The organism is Specibacter sp. AOP5-B1-6 (genome assembly GCF_052376555.1).
In the GTDB taxonomy this organism is placed as follows: Bacteria; Actinomycetota; Actinomycetes; order Actinomycetales; family Micrococcaceae; genus Specibacter.
Genome location: NZ_JBQSVT010000017.1, coordinates 46,369 through 67,935 on the forward strand (window position 1 = coordinate 46,369; position 21,567 = coordinate 67,935).

19 protein-coding genes and 1 riboswitch are annotated in these 21,567 nt (G+C 64.3%); of the genes, 11 read left to right on the plus strand and 8 right to left on the minus strand.

Annotated elements, in window-relative coordinates; all coding sequences use genetic code 11:
* The first annotated feature begins 2 nt into the window (after positions 1–2).
* The 6 genes from ACT3TS_RS10665 (at position 3) to ACT3TS_RS10690 (ending at position 7,117) form a co-directional block, all read left to right on the plus strand.
* Positions 3–1,577, plus strand: coding sequence for an ABC transporter ATP-binding protein (locus ACT3TS_RS10665; RefSeq protein ID WP_444531485.1), 1,575 nt, complete (start codon positions 3–5; stop codon positions 1,575–1,577).
* Complete coding sequence (locus ACT3TS_RS10670) at positions 1,574–2,371, plus strand: energy-coupling factor transporter transmembrane component T family protein (protein WP_444531486.1); 798 nt, start codon at positions 1,574–1,576, stop codon at positions 2,369–2,371. The genes ACT3TS_RS10665 and ACT3TS_RS10670 overlap by 4 nt, the downstream gene beginning before the upstream one ends.
* A 190-nt stretch (positions 2,372–2,561) precedes the next feature.
* Entirely contained in the window at positions 2,562–3,956 is a 1,395-nt protein-coding gene (locus ACT3TS_RS10675) for an extracellular solute-binding protein (RefSeq protein WP_444531487.1), read from the plus strand.
* Positions 3,956–4,906 carry a carbohydrate ABC transporter permease gene (locus ACT3TS_RS10680; protein ID WP_444531488.1) on the plus strand — a complete coding sequence of 317 codons (951 nt, stop codon included), beginning with the start codon at positions 3,956–3,958 and terminating at the stop codon, positions 4,904–4,906. The genes ACT3TS_RS10675 and ACT3TS_RS10680 overlap by 1 nt, the downstream gene beginning before the upstream one ends.
* 10 nt (positions 4,907–4,916) lie before the next feature.
* A complete protein-coding gene (locus ACT3TS_RS10685) occupies positions 4,917–5,804 on the plus strand; it encodes a carbohydrate ABC transporter permease (RefSeq protein ID WP_444531489.1) in 888 nt (295 codons plus the stop codon).
* Positions 5,805–5,869: 65 nt separating this feature from the next.
* A complete protein-coding gene (locus ACT3TS_RS10690; protein WP_444531490.1) occupies positions 5,870–7,117 on the plus strand; it encodes a GH32 C-terminal domain-containing protein in 1,248 nt (415 codons plus the stop codon).
* 40 nt (positions 7,118–7,157) lie between these two features.
* Here the strand turns inward: ACT3TS_RS10690 and ACT3TS_RS10695 are convergent, their stop codons facing one another.
* Positions 7,158–8,201: a LacI family DNA-binding transcriptional regulator gene (locus tag ACT3TS_RS10695; RefSeq protein WP_444531491.1), complete on the minus strand. Its 1,044-nt coding sequence runs from the start codon at positions 8,199–8,201 to the stop codon at positions 7,158–7,160.
* A 248-nt stretch (positions 8,202–8,449) separates the two neighbouring features.
* Between ACT3TS_RS10695 and ACT3TS_RS10700 the strand changes: the two genes are divergently transcribed.
* Both ACT3TS_RS10700 and ACT3TS_RS10705 read left to right on the plus strand, forming a co-directional pair.
* The gene (locus ACT3TS_RS10700) at positions 8,450–9,982 is read left to right on the plus strand and encodes a UDP-N-acetylglucosamine 1-carboxyvinyltransferase (RefSeq protein ID WP_444531492.1); all 1,533 of its coding nucleotides are present in this window, start codon (positions 8,450–8,452) and stop codon (positions 9,980–9,982) included.
* Positions 9,983–10,114: 132 nt separating this feature from the next.
* Positions 10,115–10,570, plus strand: coding sequence for a hypothetical protein (locus ACT3TS_RS10705; RefSeq protein WP_444531493.1), 456 nt, complete (start codon positions 10,115–10,117; stop codon positions 10,568–10,570).
* Here ACT3TS_RS10705 and ACT3TS_RS10710 read toward each other — a convergent pair.
* The 4 genes from ACT3TS_RS10710 to ACT3TS_RS10725 form a co-directional block, all read right to left on the minus strand.
* Positions 10,563–11,774 carry an O-succinylhomoserine sulfhydrylase gene (locus tag ACT3TS_RS10710; protein WP_444531494.1) on the minus strand — a complete coding sequence of 404 codons (1,212 nt, stop codon included), beginning with the start codon at positions 11,772–11,774 and terminating at the stop codon, positions 10,563–10,565. The genes ACT3TS_RS10705 and ACT3TS_RS10710 overlap by 8 nt on opposite strands.
* A gap of 108 nt (positions 11,775–11,882) precedes the next feature.
* A complete protein-coding gene (locus ACT3TS_RS10715; RefSeq protein WP_444531495.1) occupies positions 11,883–12,275 on the minus strand; it encodes a rhodanese-like domain-containing protein in 393 nt (130 codons plus the stop codon).
* Positions 12,272–12,532 carry a DUF1737 domain-containing protein gene (locus ACT3TS_RS10720; protein ID WP_444531496.1) on the minus strand — a complete coding sequence of 87 codons (261 nt, stop codon included), beginning with the start codon at positions 12,530–12,532 and terminating at the stop codon, positions 12,272–12,274. Before ACT3TS_RS10720 ends, ACT3TS_RS10715 begins: the two co-directional genes overlap by 4 nt.
* A 103-nt stretch (positions 12,533–12,635) precedes the next feature.
* Positions 12,636–12,756, minus strand: a riboswitch (SAM riboswitch).
* A 139-nt stretch (positions 12,757–12,895) separates the two neighbouring features.
* Complete coding sequence (locus ACT3TS_RS10725; protein ID WP_444531497.1) at positions 12,896–14,317, minus strand: alanine--tRNA ligase-related protein; 1,422 nt, start codon at positions 14,315–14,317, stop codon at positions 12,896–12,898.
* A 252-nt stretch (positions 14,318–14,569) separates the two neighbouring features.
* Here ACT3TS_RS10725 and ACT3TS_RS10730 point away from each other — a divergent pair, with 252 nt between their 5' ends.
* The 3 genes from ACT3TS_RS10730 to ACT3TS_RS10740 all read left to right on the plus strand — a co-directional run bounded on the left by ACT3TS_RS10730 (position 14,570) and on the right by ACT3TS_RS10740 (position 19,213).
* Positions 14,570–17,083 (plus strand): bifunctional lysylphosphatidylglycerol flippase/synthetase MprF, encoded by a 2,514-nt coding sequence (locus ACT3TS_RS10730; protein ID WP_444531498.1) that lies wholly within the window; start codon positions 14,570–14,572, stop codon positions 17,081–17,083.
* Between the two features lie 83 nt (positions 17,084–17,166).
* The gene (locus ACT3TS_RS10735; protein ID WP_444531499.1) at positions 17,167–18,453 is read left to right on the plus strand and encodes an alpha/beta hydrolase; all 1,287 of its coding nucleotides are present in this window, start codon (positions 17,167–17,169) and stop codon (positions 18,451–18,453) included.
* A 106-nt stretch (positions 18,454–18,559) separates the two neighbouring features.
* On the plus strand, positions 18,560–19,213 hold the full coding sequence (locus tag ACT3TS_RS10740; RefSeq protein ID WP_444531500.1) for a Pr6Pr family membrane protein: 654 nt from the start codon (positions 18,560–18,562) through the stop codon (positions 19,211–19,213).
* On the opposite strand, the gene ACT3TS_RS10745 is transcribed toward ACT3TS_RS10740, so the two are convergent.
* From ACT3TS_RS10745 to ACT3TS_RS10755, 3 genes are all read right to left on the minus strand, one after another.
* Positions 19,176–20,144 (minus strand): aminodeoxychorismate lyase, encoded by a 969-nt coding sequence (locus ACT3TS_RS10745; protein WP_444531501.1) that lies wholly within the window; start codon positions 20,142–20,144, stop codon positions 19,176–19,178. The two genes, ACT3TS_RS10740 and ACT3TS_RS10745, sit on opposite strands and share 38 nt — an antisense overlap.
* Positions 20,145–20,153: 9 nt before the next feature.
* Positions 20,154–20,765 carry an HdeD family acid-resistance protein gene (locus ACT3TS_RS10750; RefSeq protein WP_444531502.1) on the minus strand — a complete coding sequence of 204 codons (612 nt, stop codon included), beginning with the start codon at positions 20,763–20,765 and terminating at the stop codon, positions 20,154–20,156.
* 440 nt (positions 20,766–21,205) lie between these two features.
* Positions 21,206–21,538, minus strand: a complete 333-nt coding sequence (locus ACT3TS_RS10755) for a hypothetical protein (protein ID WP_444531503.1) — start codon at positions 21,536–21,538, stop codon at positions 21,206–21,208.
* Positions 21,539–21,567: the final 29 nt, after the last annotated feature.

Genomic DNA, 21,567 nt, shown 5'->3' on the forward strand with positions numbered 1-21,567 from the left:
CCTTGGCACCAACGCAGCACCCGGCCGCCCCGGCCCGGATCACCGCAAACGGGTGGGGCTGGCAGCATTCGGGCCGCAGCGACCGTGCGGTGCAGGGCCTGGACTTGGACATCGCACCGGGGGAGCGTGTGCTCCTGCTGGGCCCCTCCGGAGCGGGCAAGTCCACGCTCCTGCACGCGCTCGCCGGCGTGCTCGGCGACGACGAGGACGCCAACGAAATCGGCGAGCTGCGCATTGATGGCCGTCCCGTGACGGAATCCCGTGGCCGGGCGGGCCTCATGCAGCAGGATCCGGACGCCCAGGTGGTGCTCTCACGAGTAGGTGACGACGTTGCCTTCGGCGCCGAAAACCTGGCCGTCCCGCGCGATGAAATCTGGGGCAGGGTGCATGCTGCCCTCGAATCGGTGGGACTCGAGCTGCCCCTGGACCACCCCAGCTCCGCGCTCTCCGGCGGACAAAAGCAGCGGCTGGGCCTGGCCGGCATGCTGGCCATGCGCCCCGGACTGCTGCTGCTGGACGAACCCACCGCCAACTTGGACCCCGCCGGGGTTGTGGAGGTCCGCGACGCCGTGCGCCGCAGCCTCGACGAAACCGGCGCCACCCTGGTGGTTGTCGAGCACAGGGTTTCCGTGTGGCTCGATGTCGTGGACAGGATCGTGGTCCTGGCCCCCGACAGGCTGGGCGCACCCGGTGGCGTGCTCTTCGACGGGCCGCCGGACACGGTCCTGGCGCAAAGCCGTGAACTGTTGGCCGGAGCTGGAATTTGGGTCCCCGGGCACGTCCCCCACGTCCGCCCGCGCAGCAACGCCGGCCCGCACCGGCCAATGGACGACGCCGGGACCAGCCTGCTGCTTGAAGCGACGGCTCTCGCTGTCTCCCGCACCAAGGGCAGGCGCGGGCACCCGGCAGTGCCTGCCGCCGTCGTTCCTTCCGTGCAGGTCAAGGCCGGGGAAGCCCTGAGTGTCACCGGCCCCAACGGCTCAGGGAAATCAACGCTGGCACTGACCCTGGGGGGCCTGCTCCGGCCCGTGGGCGGGGAACTGGCGGCCACGGCGGCGTTGTCGCGCGGGGCCGGACCATCACCGTTGAAATGGCGGGGGCGTGAACTGATCAACCGGATCGGCACGGTGTTCCAGGAACCGGAGCACCAATTCATTGCCGCCAGTGTCCGCGACGAGCTGATGTTTGCGCCCAAGCTGCTGGGCCGGGGCACCGAAGCAGTGGATGAGCTGCTGGTGCGGCTGCGGCTCGAACACCTGGCCGGGGCGAATCCGTTTACACTGTCCGGCGGGGAGAAGCGGCGGCTGTCGGTGGCGACGGTGCTTGCGGCAAGTCCGCAGGTGCTGGTGCTGGACGAACCCACGTTCGGCCAGGATGCAAACACCTGGGCGGAACTGGCGTCACTGCTGACGGAGCTGTTGGATGCCGGCACGGCCGTGGTCTCCGTGACCCACGACGCCGCGTTCAGTGCCGTGCTGGGCGGGGACCGGCTGGTCCTCGGCGACCCCGTCCCCGAACCTGCCACCCCCGAAAAAGGCAGGCAGCCGGGCGCAGCGGTGCAGGGGGTGCGTCGATGAGCGTCGACATCATCGCCACGCCGCGCTCGCGGGCCTGGCTGGCCGGAGCCAATCCGCTGGCAAAGCTGGGTGCCGGCATGGCCGTCACGATCGCGCTGCTGATCAGCGTCGACTGGGTGTCGGCAACCGTGGCCCTGGTGCTTGAATGTGCGCTGCTCCCGCTGGCCGGATTGAGCGCCCGGATGCTGCTGCTGCGGGGCTGGCCGATCCTGTTCGCTGCGATTGTGGGCGGTTACGGAACGGCGCTTTTGGCCCCTAAAACGGGAGAGCTGCTGCTCGCGCTGGGACCTGTCACGTTCACCACCGGCTCGCTGGAGGCGGGCGTGGCCATTGCCCTGCGTGGCCTGGCCATCGCCCTTCCCGGCATTATTGTGCTGGCCTCCACCGACCCCACCGACCTGGCCGATGCGCTGGCACAAAGACTGCGGCTGCCGCACCGCTTCGTACTCGGCGCGCTGGCGGCCATGCGGCTGGTCGGCCTGCTTGTGGCGGAATGGCAGACCCTGGGCATGGCCCGTCGGGCCCGCGGCGTGGGCGGGGAACCTGGGCTGTTCCGTGGGATTAAAGCCCAGCTGGGCCAGGCCATGGCACTGCTGGTGCAGGCCGTGCGGCGGGCGTCGCGGCTGGCCGTCACCATGGAGGCCAAGGGGTTTGGTGCGGGCCCGCGCACGTGGGCGCGTGAGTCCACCTTCACGAGACGTGACGCGTGGGTGGTGGCCGGGGGACTGGTGGTCACGGCAGCAGCGGTGAGTGCCGCCGTCGTGCTTGGCACCTGGAATCCGGTGTTTGGCTAGCTTCACGGGTGGCCTGCTTCCCGTATGGCAGTGGCCCGCCCCGGCGCACGCAAGGTGCGCGGGGGCGGGCCATGGTGTTTCCGGGCATGATTCCATGACGGCAAAATATGTGACCCGCCTCATGCTTGACACGTGTTAGGTTCGTCTGTCATGCTTCCTAACACGAGTTAGGTAGTTGCAAGGAGGCAACATGAGTGACGTAACAAGACGGGCCATGATGGGACTGCTCGGTGTGGGCGCCGTCGGTGCCGTCGGGGCGAGCTGGCCCAGACTGACAGGAGCGGACATCCCCGGGCGGGGATCGCAGTCGCTCAATGTTGCCATTCTCGGCAATGCCCAGGACGCCGCCAGCCGGACCAAGCTGGTGCAGGCATTCTCCGCGGCCCATCCAAACATCAAGGTGCGGATCCAGGCCATCCAGGGCGCCGACTGGGGGGACTTCTTCGCGAAGATCCTGACCATGGTTGCTGCCGGCACCTCGCCCGATGTGGTGCTGGTGGCCACGGAAGGTGCTCAGCTGTTTGCCGAAAAGCTGGCCGAACCGCTGGATGCGTTCGTCAAGCGGGACCGCACGGAGGTGCAGGACTACTTTGACGACGTCCACCCGTCGCTGGTTGAGGCGTTCATGTACCAGGGCAGCCTGTTCCAACTGCCGCTGGATTTCAACAGCGCCAACATGTACATGAATACGGGCGCCTTCCAAAAAGCAGGTTTGGCCCGGCCGGCGGACAACTGGACGCACGATGACTTCTACAATTCGCTCACCGCCATGAAAAAGACCGGCGGCAAGCAGTTTGTGCCGTACTACTGGACCAACCGGCTCTTCGGTGGAGTGGTGCCGTGGCTGTATGTCAATGACACGAGCTTCCTGAAGGAAACGCGCAGCACCGGCGGAAATTGGTTCTGGGATTCGTTCTATGCCAACGACCCAACCCGCGGGATGCGCTCCGGCGGCTTCCAGTGGCTCGAGCCCAACGCCGAGGACCCCAGGGTTGCCGAGAGCTTTGAATTCCTCCGCACCCTGGTGGCCGAGGGCCTGGGCACCAGCCCGGCCCAGGGCGGCGGCAACGAGCTGGTGGCACAGTTCGCCTCCGGGCTCATTGGCACCACCCCTGCCGGCGGCTATTGGGTCGAGGGCCTGCATGAGGCAGGCATGGGCGAAAATGACTTTGACGTGCAGTTCTTCCCCAAATGGCGGACCCAGCGGCACCAGTTCGGTGCAGCAGGCTACGCCATCATGAAGACCTCCACCCGCAAGGACGAGGCCTGGGAATGGATCAAATTTTGCGCGACCAAGGAGGCCATGGAACTGGCCATCCCCACCCCCAACACCACGCCCACCCGCCGCTCCATGGTGAACGAAGCCCTGTACTCGGGCAAGGGTCCGGCCCACTGGCAGGTCTTTTACGACACGCTGGACAAGTTCCCCAGCTCCGGGCCCATCCCCGCCCCGCCGCAACAGGCGGCAGTTGAAAGTGCCTTGATCAAGAACGTCCTGGGTGCCGTGACCGGTTCCGCAGCCAACATCCGACCGGCCATGTCCACGCTCCAGCGTGACCTCGAGCTGGCCATGAGGAGGGTCTGATGTCCACCACAGTCAAGGCATCCCGCGCCGCTGCCCGGCAGGCGCCCGGCACACCTGTCGCCAAGAATCCGGGACGGGACAAGGGCGCAAAGCGGCTCGCCGCACTCTTCCTGGCCCCGACCATCATTGGCATCGCCGTCTTTACCCTGGTTCCGATCGCTGCCTCGCTGACGCTGGCGTTCTTCCGCTGGGACATCATCAGCGCCCCGGAATTTGTGGGCGTGGACAATTTTGTCTCCATTGGCGCCGACCCCACCATCCGCAGGGCGTTCCTGAACACTGTGGGCTTTGTGGCGGTGGCAGTGGCCCTGCAGTTGAGCGTCTCGATCGGTCTGGCCGTGCTCATCCAATCGAAGATGCCAAACTGGCTGCGCACCTTCTTCCGCTCCACGTTCTTCCTGCCCCTGGTGTTGTCCGCCTCCAGCGTGTCCATCATCATGAGCTACTTGTTCAACCAGAACTTTGGCCTGGTCAACCAGATCATCGGGCTGGTGGGCATCCCCGCAGTCCCGTGGCTGACGTCGCAGGGCGGGGCCATGGTGGTCATCATCCTGGTTTACGTGTGGCAGAACTTTGGCTTCACATTCCTGCTCATCATTGGCGGCCTCAGCTCCATTCCCACCGAAATGTACGAGGCCTCCTCCATCGACGGGGCCACGGGGTGGAAGCAGTTCAAGAACATCACGCTGCCCCTGCTCAGCCCCACGCTGCTGGTGGCCAGTGTCATGGCGATCATCTCCGCCCTGCAAATCTTTGACCAGCCATACGTCATCACCCGCGGCGGTCCCGGAGACTCCACCCGCACAGCCGTCATGGTCATCTATGAAACAGCCTTCAAGCAGCTCGACTTTGGCCGCGCCTTCGCCATCGGCATTGTGCTGACGCTGCTGATCATGGTGGTCACGGCCATCCAATTCCGCCTCTCACGACGCTTCGTGCACTACAACTAGGAGCCGTGCCATGACGACCATTTCCGTGAAAGAAAGCAGTACCGCACCGGGCCGCACCCCCGCGCCCCGCAAGAAGGTTCGCGTCACCGGGCGCACCGCCGGACGCGCAGCCATCCTCATCGTCGCAACGTTCCTGACGCTGGGCCCCGTGGTGTGGACCATCATGACCTCCCTGCGCCCACCCACCGAATCCCTCGGCGCCGGCGGCTCCCTGTTCTCCGGCGGACTGAGCCTCGGCTCCTACGCAGACGTGTTCAAGCAGGTGAACATGTGGCTGTTGATCTGGAACTCGGCACTTGTCACGGGCATCATCGCCGTGGGCCAGATGTTCACCGCAGCCCTCGCCGGCTATGTCTTTGCCCGCATCGACTTCCGGGGCAAGGGCGTGTTGTTCAGCGTGGTCCTGGCCACCATGATGGTCCCCATGCAGGTGACCATTGTGCCCGTGTTCATGCTGATCCGCGGCATGGGCCTCTCGGACACCCTGCTCGCCCTGATCCTGCCTGCCATTCCGACGGCGTTCGGCACCTTCCTGATGCGCCAATTCTTCATCGGGCTGCCCGGCGAGCTGGCGGAGGCCGCCGCGATCGACGGCGCATCCCCCTTGCGCACCTTCCGTTCCGTTTACCTGCCGCTGGCGTGGCCGGGACTGGCCGTTGTGGGCATCCTTGCCTTCAACTTCCACTGGAACGAGTTCTTCCGGCCGCTCATCATGACCATCAGCGAGGAAAACTTCACCATGCCGCTTGGCCTGGTCTCGCTCCAAGGCAACATGGGCACCGGATCCGTTGCCACCGTCCTGGCCGGCGTCGTGCTGTCCATGATCCCCGCCCTCGTGGTGTTCCTGTTTGGCCAGCGCTACCTGCGCGAAGGTCTCACCGCGGGCGTCAACAAGTGAGCCCAGCTGCAGTCCACGAAACACACCACCAGCAAGATCAACACGAACATCAAGGAGCATTACCTGTGAGCACCATCGACCCCGCCTTCCCGGCACTGCACGGACGCCCGGACCAGGGGTGGATCAACGACCCCAACGGCTGCATTTACGTTGACGGCGTCCACCACCTGTTCTTCCAGTACAACCCGGACGCGCCCATCCACGGCAACGTCCACTGGGGCCACGCCACCTCCACGGACCTGGTCCGCTGGACGCAGCAGCCCACCGCCCTGTTCCCGAGCAAGGGCGGCCCGGACGCCGTCGGCGCCTGGTCCGGCGTCATCGCCCTGGACGGGGACGTGCCCACCGCCTACTACACGGGCATCGCCGAAACCGAGCACGATTCGCTGGTGTTGACCGCCATCTCCGACCGCACGCTCATCGACTGGGACCAGGCCGACCAAGGCATCGCGGGCATGCCGGACGAACCCACCATCGGCGACGTCCGGGACCCCTTCCTGTTCACCTTCAACGGCAGCCAATACGCCATCCAGGGCGCCGGGTACAAGGACGGCACCCCCGTCATCCTGCTCTACCGCTGCCACACCATGACCAATTGGGAGTATCTCGGTCCGCTCGTCACGGGTGGCTCGGGTGTCGCGCAGGACTGGGCGCCGGCCCAGATTTGGGAATGCCCGCAGCTGTTCGAGGTCGACGGCCAGTGGGTGCTCATGCTCTCACTCTGGAACCACGACCACTCAGAGGACCGCGTCACCTACCTGACCGGCGAGCTCAGCGAAGGCGGCGCCGGGCTGAAATTCCTGCCCACCGGCGGCGGCCTGATCGATGCCGGCCCGGACTTCTACGCCCCCCAGGTTGTTGCCGGGACAGGCGCCGAGCCGCGCACCCTGATGTGGGGCTGGAGCTGGGAGAAATCAAGGGACGACGCCGACATCCTCGCCTCGGGCTGGGCCGGTGTGCTTACCTATGCGCGCGAGCTTTCCTTCCGCGACGGGCAGTTGCGCTCGGCACCCGTGGCCGAGGTGGACACCCTGCGTGCTGCTGTCATCTCATCCGGTGCCGCCGCGTTCACCGTTCCGGTGCCGACCAGGGCCTTTGATGTGGTGGCCGGCGGCGCAGTGGAACTGGTCTTTGTCGATGGCGGCGTCGAGCAGGTCGTTGCGGCCATCCCGGCCGGCCGCATCCTCGTGGACGGCTCGCTCGTGGAGGTCTTTGCCGACGGCGGTACGGCCGCAACCGTGCGGGCGTACCCCACGGCAACCTCCCACTTTGAGGTTCGCGGGGCGGCCACGGTGCACGCCCTGGCCCTCTAACCGCAGCGGCCCGCTGACGGCAGCAGCTGCCGCGCGCACCTCATGCGAACGGTGCAGCCACCGAGCCCCGCATCACCACGGGACAGGGGATGGCAATGGTTCCGCCAGGGCCATCCGCTGCCCCGCGGCGCAGGTCCGCCAGCAGCAGCTCAATGGCCTGCTCGCCCATTTCGCGGTGGGGCAGTGCCACCGTGGTCAACCCCGGCACGGTGGTTCTGGCGAGTGGCTCGTCGTCGTCATAGCCCACAATGCTCAGGTCGTCCGGGACCCGCAGGCCCAGCTGTCCGCAGGCGAGCATGACGCCCAACGCAACCCGGTCGTTGGCGCACACAACGCCGGTGGGACGGTCGCGCCTGGGGGAGTGTCCGGCGTCGTCCGTTAATAGGTGCATGGCGGCCGCAAAGCCGTCATTGATTTCCCAGCCCGTTTCCACTGCGGCGACCGCGGGCAGCCCGGCCTCGGCGATGGCGGCGTCAAGGCCCTGGGTGCGGCGTTCGGTGGCAACCAGCTCACCCGTGCCGGACAGATAGGCAAGGGAGGTGTGCCCGGCATCGAGCAGGACTTGGGTGGCCGCGCGTCCTCCGGCAACCTCGTCGGGAATGATCGAGCGCAACGTGCCGGCCGGGTCAAAACTATTGGCCAGCACGGCCGGTACACCGCGCATGGTCGAGTGGGGATGATGGGCGCGCAGGCTCATGGTGGCAAAGACCAGGGCGTCCACCTGCCGGTTGAGCAGGGTGTTGAAGGCGCTGTCTTCACGAACGTCTTCGCCCTCGGTGTCAATCACCAACAAGAGGTATCCGGCATGGAAGGCTGCGGCGCTCGCACCTTGCAGGAGTTTTCCGGCGAAAGGACCCCCGGCAATCGAGTCCGTCACCACGCCAATGGTGTGGGTGCGCTGGGCTTGCAGCGACCGGGCCACGGCGTTGGGTGTGTAGTTGAGCTCCTTGGCGGCGGCCAGGATCCGCAGCTGCTTGTCCTTGGCGATATTGCCGTCGGCGCGGCCGTTCAGGACAAAGCTCACCGCACTGCGGGAAACGCCCGCGCGGTCGGCAACATCCTGCGAGGTGGACTTCCGGGCCATGGGGTCTCCTAAATCGTGTCAGGCCAGCCTATCTCCTGAGCCGCGGGCCCGGGTTCCGGCCCGAAGCTGCGGCGTGGTTGCCCGCGGCGCCGCCCGGGCGCGATACCCTAGAGTGAGCAGTGGCCCGGCCATTATTTAGCCCATCAAATTTATCGCATGAAACGGCTAATATTTAGAGATTTCCTGCGAAAATGCCGAAACGGTCACATAAGTGCCAGGAAATATGCATGCTGTGATATAAAAGTCTTATGACTCAAGTTGCTGCAGAAACCGTTGGCGTATTGGTGCGAGATGCACGCAATGAAAAAGGCTGGACCCAGGGCGAATTGGCCACCCACTTGGGAACAAGCCAAAGTGCCGTCGCCCGGATGGAACAAGGCAAACAAAACTTGAGCCTGAAGATGATCCAGCGGATGGAAGCGCTGCTGGAAGCCAACCTCTTCAGCGTGGGCGCTGCGGCCAAGAACGCCGTCACGCACCTGCGCGTGCACGGCGGGCGCGAACTTTCCGGCAGCGTTGAGGTCAACACCAGCAAAAACGCCGGCGTGGCGCTGCTCTGCGCGAGCCTGCTGAACCGTGGTACCACCATCCTGCGCCGGCTGGCCCGCATTGAAGAAGTCAACCGCATCGTGGAGCTGCTGACGTCCATCGGCGTCGAGTGCACCTGGCTCAACGAATCCGACCTCTTGATCCGCCGCCCGGCGGTGCTTGACCTGGCCGCCATGGACATTGCGGCGGCCAAGCGCACCCGCAGTGTCATCATGCTGCTCGGCCCCCTCCTTGACGAGGAAGACCCCTACCGCATCCCCTACGCCGGCGGCTGCGACCTCGGCACGCGCACCGTGGAGCCGCACATGCAGGCCCTGCGCGAGTTTGGTCTCACAGTGAACGCCCACGACGGCTTCTACCAGGTGCAGGCGCCGTTGAGCGACACCGTGGACAGGACCTTTGTGCTGACGGAACGCGGCGACACCGTGACGGAAAACGCCATCATGGCCGCCGCGCACCGCGAAAGCACAACCGTCATCCGCAACGCCAGCCCCAACTACATGGTGCAGGACCTGTGCTTCTACCTCCAGGGACTGGGCATCCGGGTGGAAGGCGTCGGCTCCACCACGCTGACGATCACCGGCAAGGCCCGCATCGACGTCGACATTGAATACGCGCCCTCCGAAGACCCCATCGAGGCCATGTCCCTGATCACCGCGGGCATCGTGACGAAGTCCAAGGTGACGGTCAAGCGCGTGCCCATCGAGTTCATGGAAATTGAGCTGAAGGTGCTGGAGCAGATGGGCTTCCGCTACCTCAAGTCCGCCGAATACATGGCCCGCAACGGCCAGACGCGGCTCGTGGACATCACCACCCTGCCCTCCGAATTAAAGGCTGCGCCGGACAAGATCCACCCCATGCCGTTCCCGGGCCTGAACATCGACAACCTGCCGTTCTTCGCCGTCATCGCCTCCTGCGCGGAGGGCACCACGCTCATCCACGACTGGGTTTATGAGGGCCGCGCCATTTACCTGACGGAGCTGAACCGCCTCGGCGCCGGCGTTCGCCTGCTGGATCCGCACCGCATCGACATCAAGGGTCCCACGGCCTGGCGTGCCGCCGAGATCGGCTGCCCTCCCGCGCTGCGCCCGGCCGCCTGCATTCTGCTGGCCATGCTCGCCGCGAAGGGCACCAGCGAACTGCGCAACATCTACGTCATTGAGCGCGGCTACGAGGACCTGGCCGAGCGCCTGAACACGATTGGTGCCGAGATCGAGTACTTCCAGGACTGACTGTTCCCGCAGCCCCGCCGTCCCCGTTGAAAAGGGACGGCGTTCGCGGTTAAAGCGGGTGCGCGGACACCCGCCGATTGCGCAAACGCCGTCCCTTTTCGCGGCGGCCACACTCCGCGTAGGCTCAGCAGCATGTTTTCTTGGACCAAACGCGATTCCACAGCGACCCTTCCTCCCGTTGCCATCCCAAGGGACGGCGGCATCCCGTGGCGGGGTGCCGGGCTGACGGCCACCGATGTGGACCTGCCGCGCGGACGCAAGGGCACCAAGCTGATGCACTGCGTGCAGCTGAGCACCGGCGACGTCACCGTGACCATGCTTCAGGCGGACATTCTGGAGCTGCTCAATGGACGGGTCGGCATCGTCGATCCGATCGGGGCCGACTCGAGTGTCTTCCTGTGCAATGCGGCAGGGGTTGATGCGGCGGCAACTGCCGGCAAGGCCGCCGAGGCGGGCAAATGGATGGCAGCATTCCCCGGTGACGCGCTGGCGCTGCTGGTAGTCCCCGTGAGCGAGCCGCCGGCCGCCATCATGTCCGGCGCCGACGTGGCCAGCTTCTCCGCATGGGCGCGCAAGCTCGCTAAATAGCAGCCAGGGCTCCCGCCAGATCGGCCTTGAGATCTTCCACGTCTTCCAATCCCACGGACAGGCGCAGGAAACCGTCGGAGAGTCCAATGGCCGCCCGGCCCTCGGGCCCCATGGCGCGGTGTGTGGTGGTGGCCGGGTGCGTGATGAGCGACTTTGTGTCGCCGAGGTTGTTTGAAATGTCGATGATCCGGAGGGCATTCAACAAGGAAAACGCCGCGTCCTTCGTGGTGCCGCCGGCAGGTTCGGCCAGTTCAAAGGTCAACACCGTGCCGCCGGCCTTCATCTGTTTTTTGGCCAGCTCATGCTGCGGGTGCGAGGGCAGATGCGGGTACAGCACGCGGCTGACCTGCGGCTGCGCTTCCAGGAACTCGCCCAGCGCCAGTGCGCTGTTGCATGAATGCGTCACGCGCAGGTTCATGGTTTCCAGCCCCTTGGTCAGCACCCAGGCGTTGAACGCGGACAGCGCCGGCCCGGTATGGCGCATCAGATTCTTGACGGGTCCCTCGATGAACTCCTTCGAGCCCAGGATGGCGCCGCCCAACACCCGCCCCTGCCCGTCAATGTGCTTGGTGCCCGAATACACAACAATGTCGGCACCAAAGTCGCCGCAGCGCTGCAGCAGCGGTGTGGCGAACACGTTGTCAGCCACCACCTGTGCACCCGCGGCGTGGGCGAGGTCGCACACCGCCTGCACGTCAATGATTTCCTGCATCGGGTTCGACGGGGACTCAAAAAACACGGCCGTGGTGGGCACACTCAGCGCCTCGCGCCATTGCGCCAGATCGGGCCCGTCAACGAAGACGGTCTCCACACCCCAGCGCGGCAGCAGTTCGTTCAGGATGACAAAGCACGAACCAAACAAGGAACGCGAGGCAACCACCCTGTCCCCGGCAGCCAGCAAGGCACCCAGCGCGGTGAACACGGCGGACATGCCCGACGCCGTCGCAAAGCACGCCTCCTTGCCCTCCAGCAGCCGCAGCCGTTCCTGGAAGGTGGCGACCGACGGGTTCCCGTAGCGTGAGTACACAAAGCGGTCCACCTCCCCCGTGAATGCCTGCTCGGCGGCTTCGGCGGATTCATACACAAAGCCGGAGTTTAAAAAGAGGGCTTCGGAGGTTTCCTGGAAATGGCTGCGGTCAAGTCCGCCGCGCACGGCCTGGGTGTCTTCGGCCCAGCCGGCTGCGTGCTCGTTAAAGTTGCTCAATTGCTGTTCCCTTGGCTTTCGCTGATGGTGTCCTGTTTTTGGCACGCGGGTGAAGTACGACGGCGGCCCAAGCGTCCGGCTGTTCGCCCGCCTTTGTTTGTGGCGGGGTCAGTGCCAGGGCAGCTTGCGGTTTTTCCAGCCGTTGACGACCCTGTCGCCATAGCCGTCCTGTATGCCTTCGAAGCCTTCAAGGACGTTGTAGGCCGTGTAGCCGGCGGCTGTTGCGGCCTCGGCTGCGGCAATGGAGCGCGCGCCGGAACGGCACAACACCACCAGCTGCTTGTCAGTGGGCACAACGGCCTGGAGCTCGGCCAGGAACTGCGGGTTGTTGGTGCCGTTGGCCAGGTTCCACTGGATGAAGACCGGTTCGGCGCCCAGTGAGGAGGTGTCGGGGACGCCGATGTGCGCCCATTCACCCTCGGTGCGCACATCCAGCAGGACGGCTCCGGCCGCCACATGCTCCCACGCCGATGCGGGGGCCAGATCGCCTGCGTAGCTCATGCGATGCCCTCGCCGTCGAACTCCAGCTCGGCGTCGAGATCATCCACGGCCGTGGCCACCGCGGCATCGCTGGTGGCAACAGCCTGCGGGAGGATCACTGCCTGGGCGCAAATGACGCTGCTGCCGTTGAACGTGACAGCAGGCCCGCCGTGCAAAACATAGCCTTCCGCCAGGGCTGTTGAAATGCGCTCACAAAACGAGCGGTCGTCGGGACCGGTGATGAGCCGATAGGCCAGGGGGGAAGCGTCCGCGGACATGGTGTCTCCTCAGTGCAGGTGGCCGAGACTGCAAGCGGGAGCTGGTGGCGGTGGTGCAAGCCCGGTTCTCAATGCCGGAGAACCTGCTTTGGGCGCCGCAGGGGGTTCACGCTTGCAAACATCAGCCGTGGGAAGCTGGGTTTGCCGAGTATTCACCCGAGGCACCCCGCCGGAAAGAGGGTTGCCGGCCAGCAAGTCAGGGCTTGGCGCTGGCACTCATTACTCCCTTGCAAACTAACACAGGAAGCGTGGAGGCTGGGAAATCCCGGGCTCCCATGTGGCGGAACATGACGCGGGAGCAAGGGGGCCGGGTACCTGCCGGCGTGGGCCCGGCCAGCAGTTCCTTGGCGGACAACTCAACTACTATTTGACCCCCAGTGTGGCGGTCTTTTGCGAACGTTCGCGTTGTTGGGCCATGAGCAGGTCAAACTCGTCCCGCCATGCCGGCGACACATCCAGGGCCTGGGAAACGGCTTCTTCATGGCTGAGTTCAACCGGGAATCCGTAGGTGTCCGACAAGGTAAAGAAGGCCTGGCCGCCCAGCTGCCCCTCGGCGGAAAAGCGCCGCAGTTCCCGCAGCCCCTTGGCAAGGGTGCGGCGGAAGGAGCGCTCCTCCTTGCTGAGCGAGGTTTCGATCTCCTGCTGCCGGGCGGCCAATTCGGGGTAGGCGTCCCCGTACATGGACACCACCACGGGCACGAGGGTGCCCAGGAAGTTCTTTTCCACGCCCAGCCCGTGGGCGAACCGCATGGCCCGCCGCAGCAAGCGCCGCATGACATAGCCCTGCTGCTTGTTGCTCGGGCGCACACCGTCATTGGCCAGAAAAATAGCACCGCGGGCATGGTCCGCAATGATGCGCAACTCTGTCTGGTGTGCTTCATATGAGGTGCCCGCCAACTCTTCCAGCCGTGCCACCAGGGGCCACAGCAGGCTGGTCCTGAAGACGTCGGGACTGTCGATCGCCGCGGCGGCAATCCTTTCCAGCCCGCCGCCAAAGTCAACCTGGTGTCTGGGCAGCTTGATGAATCCTTCCTGCTTGCGCTGGTATTCCATGAAGACCGAGTTGCCGATCTCCAAGAACTGTCCGCCATCGGAATTTTGATGCGTAAAGGCGCCGTAGGCGGTGTCATGCTTCACGTCGGGGAAAAAGTAGAAGACCTCCGTGTCCGGGCCGCAGGGATCACCGATTGGCGTTGCATCCGGGGATCCGCCACGGGACCACCAGTTTTTGTCGCCATAAAAAGCAATGCGTGCGCCTTGGTTTCCCACGGCGTTGCCGTGTTCCTCCGTGCGCAGGTCCACCCGGTCGGCACTCACGCCGGCCGCGAGGAAGAGCCGTTCCCAAATGTCCGCGCTGTCATCGTCGCGCGGTATGTCCCGGTCCGGGTCCCCGTCAAACACGCTGACAAAGATGCGTTCGGGGTCAAGTCCCGCCACGTGGGTGAGGAAGTGCCACAAGGCCGGGATCTGCTCTTCCTTGAAGTAGGCCCCCAGGCTCCAATTGCCCAGCATTTCAAAGAATGTGGTGTGCCGGTTGTCGCCAACTTCCTCCATATCCTGGGACCGCAGGCAGGTCTGGCTGTCCGCAAGTCTGTCACCCGACGGATGGTCGGCTCCCAAAAGGTAGGGCAGCAGCGGCTGCATCCCGCTTCCGGTGAACAGCGTGGTGGGATCGTTGCGGGGAACCAGCTCGGCCCGTTCCAGCACCGCATGGCCGGATCCGGCCTGATACTCCAGAAAGAGGCGGCGAATGTCCGAGGTGGTCAACGGTGCGGTGGCAGCCATTGGGATCCTTTCGCCGGTTCCGGCAAGCAGGGCGCAGGCGAACTGTATGGCGGAATCCGCCGGAGGACTTAGCTCTGCTGCAGCACGCGGAGTGCGGGCGTAGCGGAGTACAAGCCATGTTTCCATGTTGCTCCGCTTGTGGCCAGTGTTTTGGGAACGCCAGTTCAGGCCTGTCTATGGGGCAGGCGTTGTGCTTTTATTGGATAAGTGCACGGATCCAGAAAATCCCGGCCACGAGACAGGGGACACGAGATGACCGCCGAACCAGCTGTTGCCAGCAAATCCAAGTCGAAATTATCCGGAGTCGTCTTGTTTTTGCGGAAGTCGCCGGCAACGGCGGCGCTCCTGCTGCTGGTCGTCGCGGCAACGGCAGCCACGGGGGCGTTGACCGGGGGCGTGCCGGAAGATGTGTTGTCTGCGGTCGGCATCAATCTGGACGATGTGATCGCAACCTGGTGGACACTGCTGGTGAGTGCCTTCTTCGCTGGTTCGTGGCCGGGCCTGGTGGTGCTGCTCCTTGTCATCGCCATCGGCGTTGGCATTGCCGAACGGACAGTCGGCACTTGGCGGGCGGTATCGATGTTCCTGTTGGGACATGTGCTCAGCTCGCTGGCGCTTGCGGGGCTGGTGGTGCTGGGAACCGCGGGCAACGACGCGTGGCTTGGCTTCCTCGGTGGCAACTATATCCTGGGCGCTTATGGCGGCGCTGCGGCAGCGCTCGGTGCTGCGACTGCTTCCCTGAACAACTTGTGGCGCCACCGCATTCGGACCTGGCTGGTGGCGTTCTCGTTGATGTTTGTACTTTTCGTGGGCACCGCAGAGACGCTGCAACTGCTGTTTGGTGCTTTGTTTGGCATAGTGGCGGGGCGGCTGCTGGGTACGGGGCAACGGGTGCACTCCGGCAGGCTGTTCACCCGGCCATCCCTGCGGGAGTCCCGCTTCCTGCTGGCCACAGTTGTCGGGGTGTTTGCGGTGGGCCCCCTGCTGGCCCAGATTACTGCCAAATTTTCGGTGGGTCCCCTGTCAACGGTGGGCCCCCTGATGCTGCAGGGGCGCCCGGATGCTGACGAGCTCAGTGAATTGTGTGACGCGGACGCTGCGTGCATGAACCTGCAGTCCATTGTTGGCGTCAGCAGCGCAGGCGCCGTGATCCTGTCCGTCATTCCGCTGCTGTTGCTGCTCCTTTGCTCCGAAGGGCTGCGCCGCGGACGGCGTTTGGCACTGTGGACGGCCGTGGTGATCAATGGGCTTGTGGCGCTGCTGGTCCTGGCGGTCTTTGTACAATTTTTGGCGTCCGCCGAATTCCATCCCGACGATGCGGACACCGGTTTCCTGGCCATCTACATTCTGCCTGCCGCCGCGGTGCCCGCCGGCATCGCGCTGCTGCTGGTCCTGCAGCGCGGAAAGTTCCCGGTGGCCCCTGGCCCGGGCACCGCCAGGAAGTTGTTGTGGGCCACCGGAGGAACAGCCGTTGCTGTGGTTCTGGTGTTTGCGGCGATGTGGTTTGTTGAGGGGAATTTGGGGCGGCTGGGCCTGCTGGACCTGCTCCGGCAGTTCACGCACATCCTCATTCCCTTCCCCCTGCCCTTTGTGGTGGTACTCCCGCAGGGATTCGTGACCGTTCTTACCTACGGTTTTGGCGGCGCTGTCATTTGGCTCGTTTTTGGCGTGCTGGCATCCCGGAACCTGCGCCAATACAGCGACGGCACTGATGGTGGGTTGGACAGCCGGGAACGCATCCGCGAACTCCTGCAACTCGCCGGCGGTTCGCTGTCCTGGATGGCATTGTGGAAAAACAACCTGTATTGGTACAGCACGGACGGGAGAAACGCCGTCGCCTACCAGGTCAACAATGGTGTGGCCCTGACCGTCGCCGGGCCCTTTGGCGCCGCGGACGGGCAAGCTCCGGCCGCACGGGATTTCGTGGAGCACTGCGTGGAGAATGGCCTGATCCCCTGCTTTTACTCAGCGCCCGCCGAGGTGGGCAGCGCATTGGACGGCCTGCACTTTGAGCGGCTGGAAGTTGCTGAGGAGACGCTGCTGAACATCGAGGCAATGACGTTCAAGGGCAAGGAATGGCAAAACGTCCGCACTGCCCTGAACCGGGCCGCCAAGCTGGGCATCAAGGACTACTGGTACGCCTACTCGGCCATGCCGCCGGGCGTGCGCGCCCAGTTGGCGGAGATTTCAGAGGAATGGGTGTCAGACAAGTCCCTGCCGGAAATGGGATTCACGCTGGGCGGCCTCGACGAACTCAAGGATGACCAGGTGCTGTGCTGCGTTGCCGTTGACGACGACGGACTGGTCCACGGGGTGACCAGCTGGCTGCCTGTGTTCACCAACCAGGAAATCACGGGTTGGACCTTGGACTTCATGAGGCGGCGCACCGACGGTTTCAAGGGCGTCATGGAGTTCCTCATAGCTTCCGCCGCAAACCACTTCAAGAAGGAGGTTCCCATGATCTCGCTGTCCGGTTCACCGCTGGCCAGCACCGGTGGCAGCGGCACCGACGGCGAGCGGTCCGTCATCGAGAAGATCCTGGGCATGCTGGGCAATGTCCTTGAACCCATGTACGGCTTCAAATCACTGGCGGCCTTCAAATCCCGGTTCCAGCCGGAACATCGCACCCTCTACATGTACTACCAGGACCCGCTCGCCCTGCCTGCCATTGGCCTGGCCATCACAGCCGCGTACCTGCCGGGACTGTCCGCCCGCCAGAGCGCGGATTTTCTGCGCCAGATGGCCATCAAGGAACCGGCCAAGTAGATGTCCGCCGGCGATGGGTCCTCCGGGAAACAATCGTCTGGGGGCTGCATGGGGTCAACCCGCACTGAAAAGAGCCAAACACCATGAATGCGATATTGACTGCCGACATCAGCACCGATGCGGTTGTTTACTCAGCAGCCGCGGTGGCCGGCATTCTCTTTGTCATCTTGTTCCTGAGACCGTCGAGGAAATGGACCATGAAGGCATTGGCCGGGGTTGCAGCGGGAGCGGTGCTTGGCCTGGTGGTGGTCTGGCTCGTCATTGATATTTTGCAGCTGGTGGACATTCCCATCAACACCAGCATGAAATCCTGGTTCGTGGCCGCTTGCGCCGCTGTGGGGCTGGCGGTGGTCAACTTTTGGCAGAGCCCGCGCTGGCGCAAATGGATTGCTGCGGGATCCATTCCCGTCTTCGTGCTGGCAGCGGGCATCGCCATCAACGCCGAAATTGGCTTGAACCAGACCATTGCTGCGGTACTGGGCATCTCCACCGGGGATGACGTGGTGCTGCCTGACGACGGAAAACACAAAAAGACGGATGAAAGTGTGCCGCTGTGGCAGAGCTGGAAGGCACCGGCCGGCATGCCGGCAACAGGGCAGCAGGGGATCCATGAAATTCCCAACACAAAGTCCGGATTCAACGCCAGGCCGGCTGGGATTTACCTTCCGCCGGCGGCAAGGACCGCGGATCCGCCGACACTGCCCATTGTGATCATGCTGATGGGCCAGCCGGGCAATCCAGAACCTCAATTCATCGGTGCCGTCTTGGACAAATACGCTGCCGAACATGACGGACTGGCACCCATTGTGGTGGTTGCCGATCAAATTGGCCCTGACCAGAACGACACTCTCTGCCTGGACAGCCAAGCGTATGGCAATGTTGAAAGTTACATCATGGATGACGTGGTGGGTTTCGTGAAGGAAAAACTTGACGTCATGCAGCACCCCAAATTTTGGACCATTGCAGGTTATTCAAATGGCGGCCAGTGCGCCATTTCTCTGGGTGCAAAACACCCCGATGTCTTTGGCAATATTCTGGACATCTCCGGTGAGGAATATCCCGGTGCAGAGAACCCTGGCGAAAATCTGGCCACGGTTTTCAATGGCGACCAGGCTGCCTACGATGCACAGAAGCCGATAAACATTATGGCCAAGCGCCAATACAGCGGGGTCACAGCGATCTTCACGGCCGGTTCCGACGACTCGGTATATGTGGCAGCGGCCAAAAAAGTCTCCGCGGCGGCCAAGGCGGCCGGGATGGACGTCAGCTACTTTGAGGTGCCCAATGGCGGACATGGGATCGCCGCGCTGAACGGGGGCTTGGAGAAGGGTTTTGAGATCTTGTATCCGCGGCTTGGGTTGAGCCGTTGACGTGCCCGTCGGGCAACACCCCCAGGGCCTGCCCCCCCGTGCGGCGCCGGAGTTCATAATTGGCAGCTGTCGCATTTTGCCGGGCAGGGCGTGGCAGTATGAATCCATGACCCTTCGCCGTACCTTTGCCGCCGTCCGCTTCGTTTTTGGTGCGGTGACGCTCATTGCCGTCGGCATCCAGCTGGGCATTCACATCGGCCACGGCTTCAGCGTGCTGAACTTCTTCAGCTACTTCACCAACCTGTCCAACATTTTCGCCGCCGTCGTGCTCGTGGTGGAGTCGGTGCTGACGTGGCGCGGGAAGGACCTTGGTCCGGCGTGGGCGCTGCTGCGCTGCATCTCGGTGGTGTGCATGGCCCTGGTGGGCATCGTGTTCAGCGCCTTGTTGCGCGACGTGGACCTGGGCGCGCTGCTGCCGTGGATCAACACCTGGCTGCACTACGTGATGCCCGTGGCGGTGGTGGCCGACTGGCTCATCTTCCCGCCCCGGCACACCATTCCACTCAAGCGTCTGGGCGTTGCGGTGGCCTTCCCGCTGGTGTATCTGGCCTACTCGCTGATCCGCGGGGCGGCCATCAACTGGTACGCCTACCCGTTCCTGAACCCGGCCGACGGCGGATACGGTGCGGTGTTGCTGACCTGCCTCATCATTGCCGTGGGCTTTGTGGCGATGACGGCGCTGATCATGGTGCTGGGCAACAAGCTGGGTGGTCGCCGGGCCGCTACTGCGTCTGTGCCAGCAGGGCAGCGAGCTCGCTAGTCAACTCGGCCCGGATTTCCGCTGTGCCGATTTCCTGCCCGTCGATCGTGTTCACCGGGGCCAGCAGCCGCAGGCTGGAGATCAGCCACACAGCATCCGCGTCGAGCAGGTCGTCCGGGGTGACCGGGCCGTAGCCCAACTCCCAACCGGCCGCCTTGGCCGCGGCAAAAAGTGCGCCCTGGGTGGTGCCCGGCAGGATCCCAGTGTCCAAGTGGGGCGTGATGAGGCGCTTGACCGGCGCGCCAGAATCGTCGGAAATGTGCGCCAAAAGCACGGACGACGTCGGCCCCTCCAGCACGAGTTCGTCGCCGCTGGTGAAGATCACGTCATCGGCGCCGTGCTCGTGCGCGTGGCGCAGGGCGGCCATGTTGACGGCATAGGACAGTGTTTTGGCGCCCATCAGCAGCCACGGTGCGCGGGCGGCAAGGTCGCTGTCGTAGCCGCGCTCGAGCAGCATCACGGCCAGGCCGCTGGCCCGCTGTTTGGCCAGTGCCGGTGAAACCGGGGAGACCTGCACCCAGGCGGTGGGGGTGTTCGCGCCTTCGGGGCCGCGCGTGGCAATCAGCTTCACAACGGCTTGGCTGTCCGCGGCCGGGTCTGTGGAACCGGTCGAAGCTGACGTTCCCGCGAAGCCGCTGCCTGCCGGACCGGAATCCCGGGGCGGGGCGGCAGCGTAGGCCGTGAGCGCCGTCGTAATTGCAGCGTGCCAAACTTCTGCGGCGGGAATTGCCAGGCCCATGGTGCGGGCCGAGACGGACAGCCGATCAAGGTGTGCCTGGATCTTGCGCGGCACACCGTTGACGGCGAGGAGGGATTCAAAGATGCCGTCCCCCCGCGTGACGCCCTGGTCCGTGGCCAAAATGGTGGGGGAGCCGGCGTCGGCCAGGCGGCCTGCGGGGTGGGCGGGATCCAAAAATACCAAAACTGTCATGCTTGGAGTTTAGCTGGCCGGCGCCATCTGCTTGCCAAAACTGAATGCCCGGACCAGGCCGACTATGCCCAGCACGATGAGCATGATGGCCGTCATGAGCAGCAGCCACTGCGCTGTCCACACGGGGACCACCAGCACCATGATGCCCGCAATGACGCTGATGGCACCGAACACGACGGCCCAGACACGGGTGGGGCCCCTGCCGGCTTCGGCCATGGCGATGATGCCCTCGAAGATCCAACCGATGCCGATCATGATGACGGTGAAGATCAGCAGCGCCTCGCCGGTCGCGACCGAGTTTCGCAGGGCGATGATGCCCGCGACCATGACCAGCAGGCCCAATAGGACGTCCAGGATGCGCATGCCGGTGGAGAGGCTGTGGCTGAAAATGCCCACCGCGACCTTCACCCCGCCGGCAATGAGAAAGTTGATGCCAAGGAAGACTGCCACAACGGCAAGGGTCTTGGTGGGCCAGAGCAGCAGGACAAGACCGAGGACCACGGCAACGGCGCCGCTGGCGGCGAACGCAATGCGCAGGCCCTTGACCGCCTGTCGGGTGAGTTTGTGCGGATCCAGGGCAAAAACGTCGATCGTTGGACGGGGGCTGCCGGTGCTGCTCATGGCGTCGGTTCCTTCTGCAGTTGTGAAGTGGCAATCAAGGAGAAGCTGGTGAAAAGGTGAACTAATTCGACACTTGGGAGCTGTCGGCGCCGCAGGATATTTGGCGGATTTTCTGTGGTGTGATGCACGGCCAAGTGTAGTCGTCGGCCGTGTCAGGAGTGGCGTGTGACGTCGAGCATGCCGGTGATGTCGGCAACCCAGGCGCCGTCTCGTTCGGTGCCGTCGCTGTCGTAGGCCCGGTTCCACGCCTTCTTGGGGATCAGCGGCACGCCTTGGCAACAGCCTCACTGATAGTAAATCTGACGGAGTGGGAGAAGTCTCGGCGCTTTTCGGTGAGCCAGTCCAGGAAGCCATGCGTGCCACCGGCAGAATCGGTGCGGATCATGATCTTCTGCCCGGACCGCCACCCTTTCGGCAACTGCTTGATGGAGTCCTTGACTCTACTGGATGTGGTCGGCGACCGTGTTCGAGCCGGCGTCGCCGGGCCGCAACAGGATGGCCAAAGGCTCGCCAGCGCCGAAGATTCCGTGGTCAAGGTAGGAACACAGCGGGTGGAAGTCGAGGTCGATGGCTAAGGGGTTCTTCCTGCTGGCGCAGTGCAGGAGCGAGTCTTCACCTACCCGTTCCCACACGTGCGCCCCGGCTGCGGCTCGGGCCTTGTTGATCGCTACCAACACTTTGGACGGTTGCGCGGTGGCCAAGACCTTGAACAAGCGGCTGATCGTGGGATCCGAGGCGATCATTCCATAAACCTCGGCCAACCCAGTGGCCAAGCCCGAGGCCTTCAGCATTTCCGTCAGGA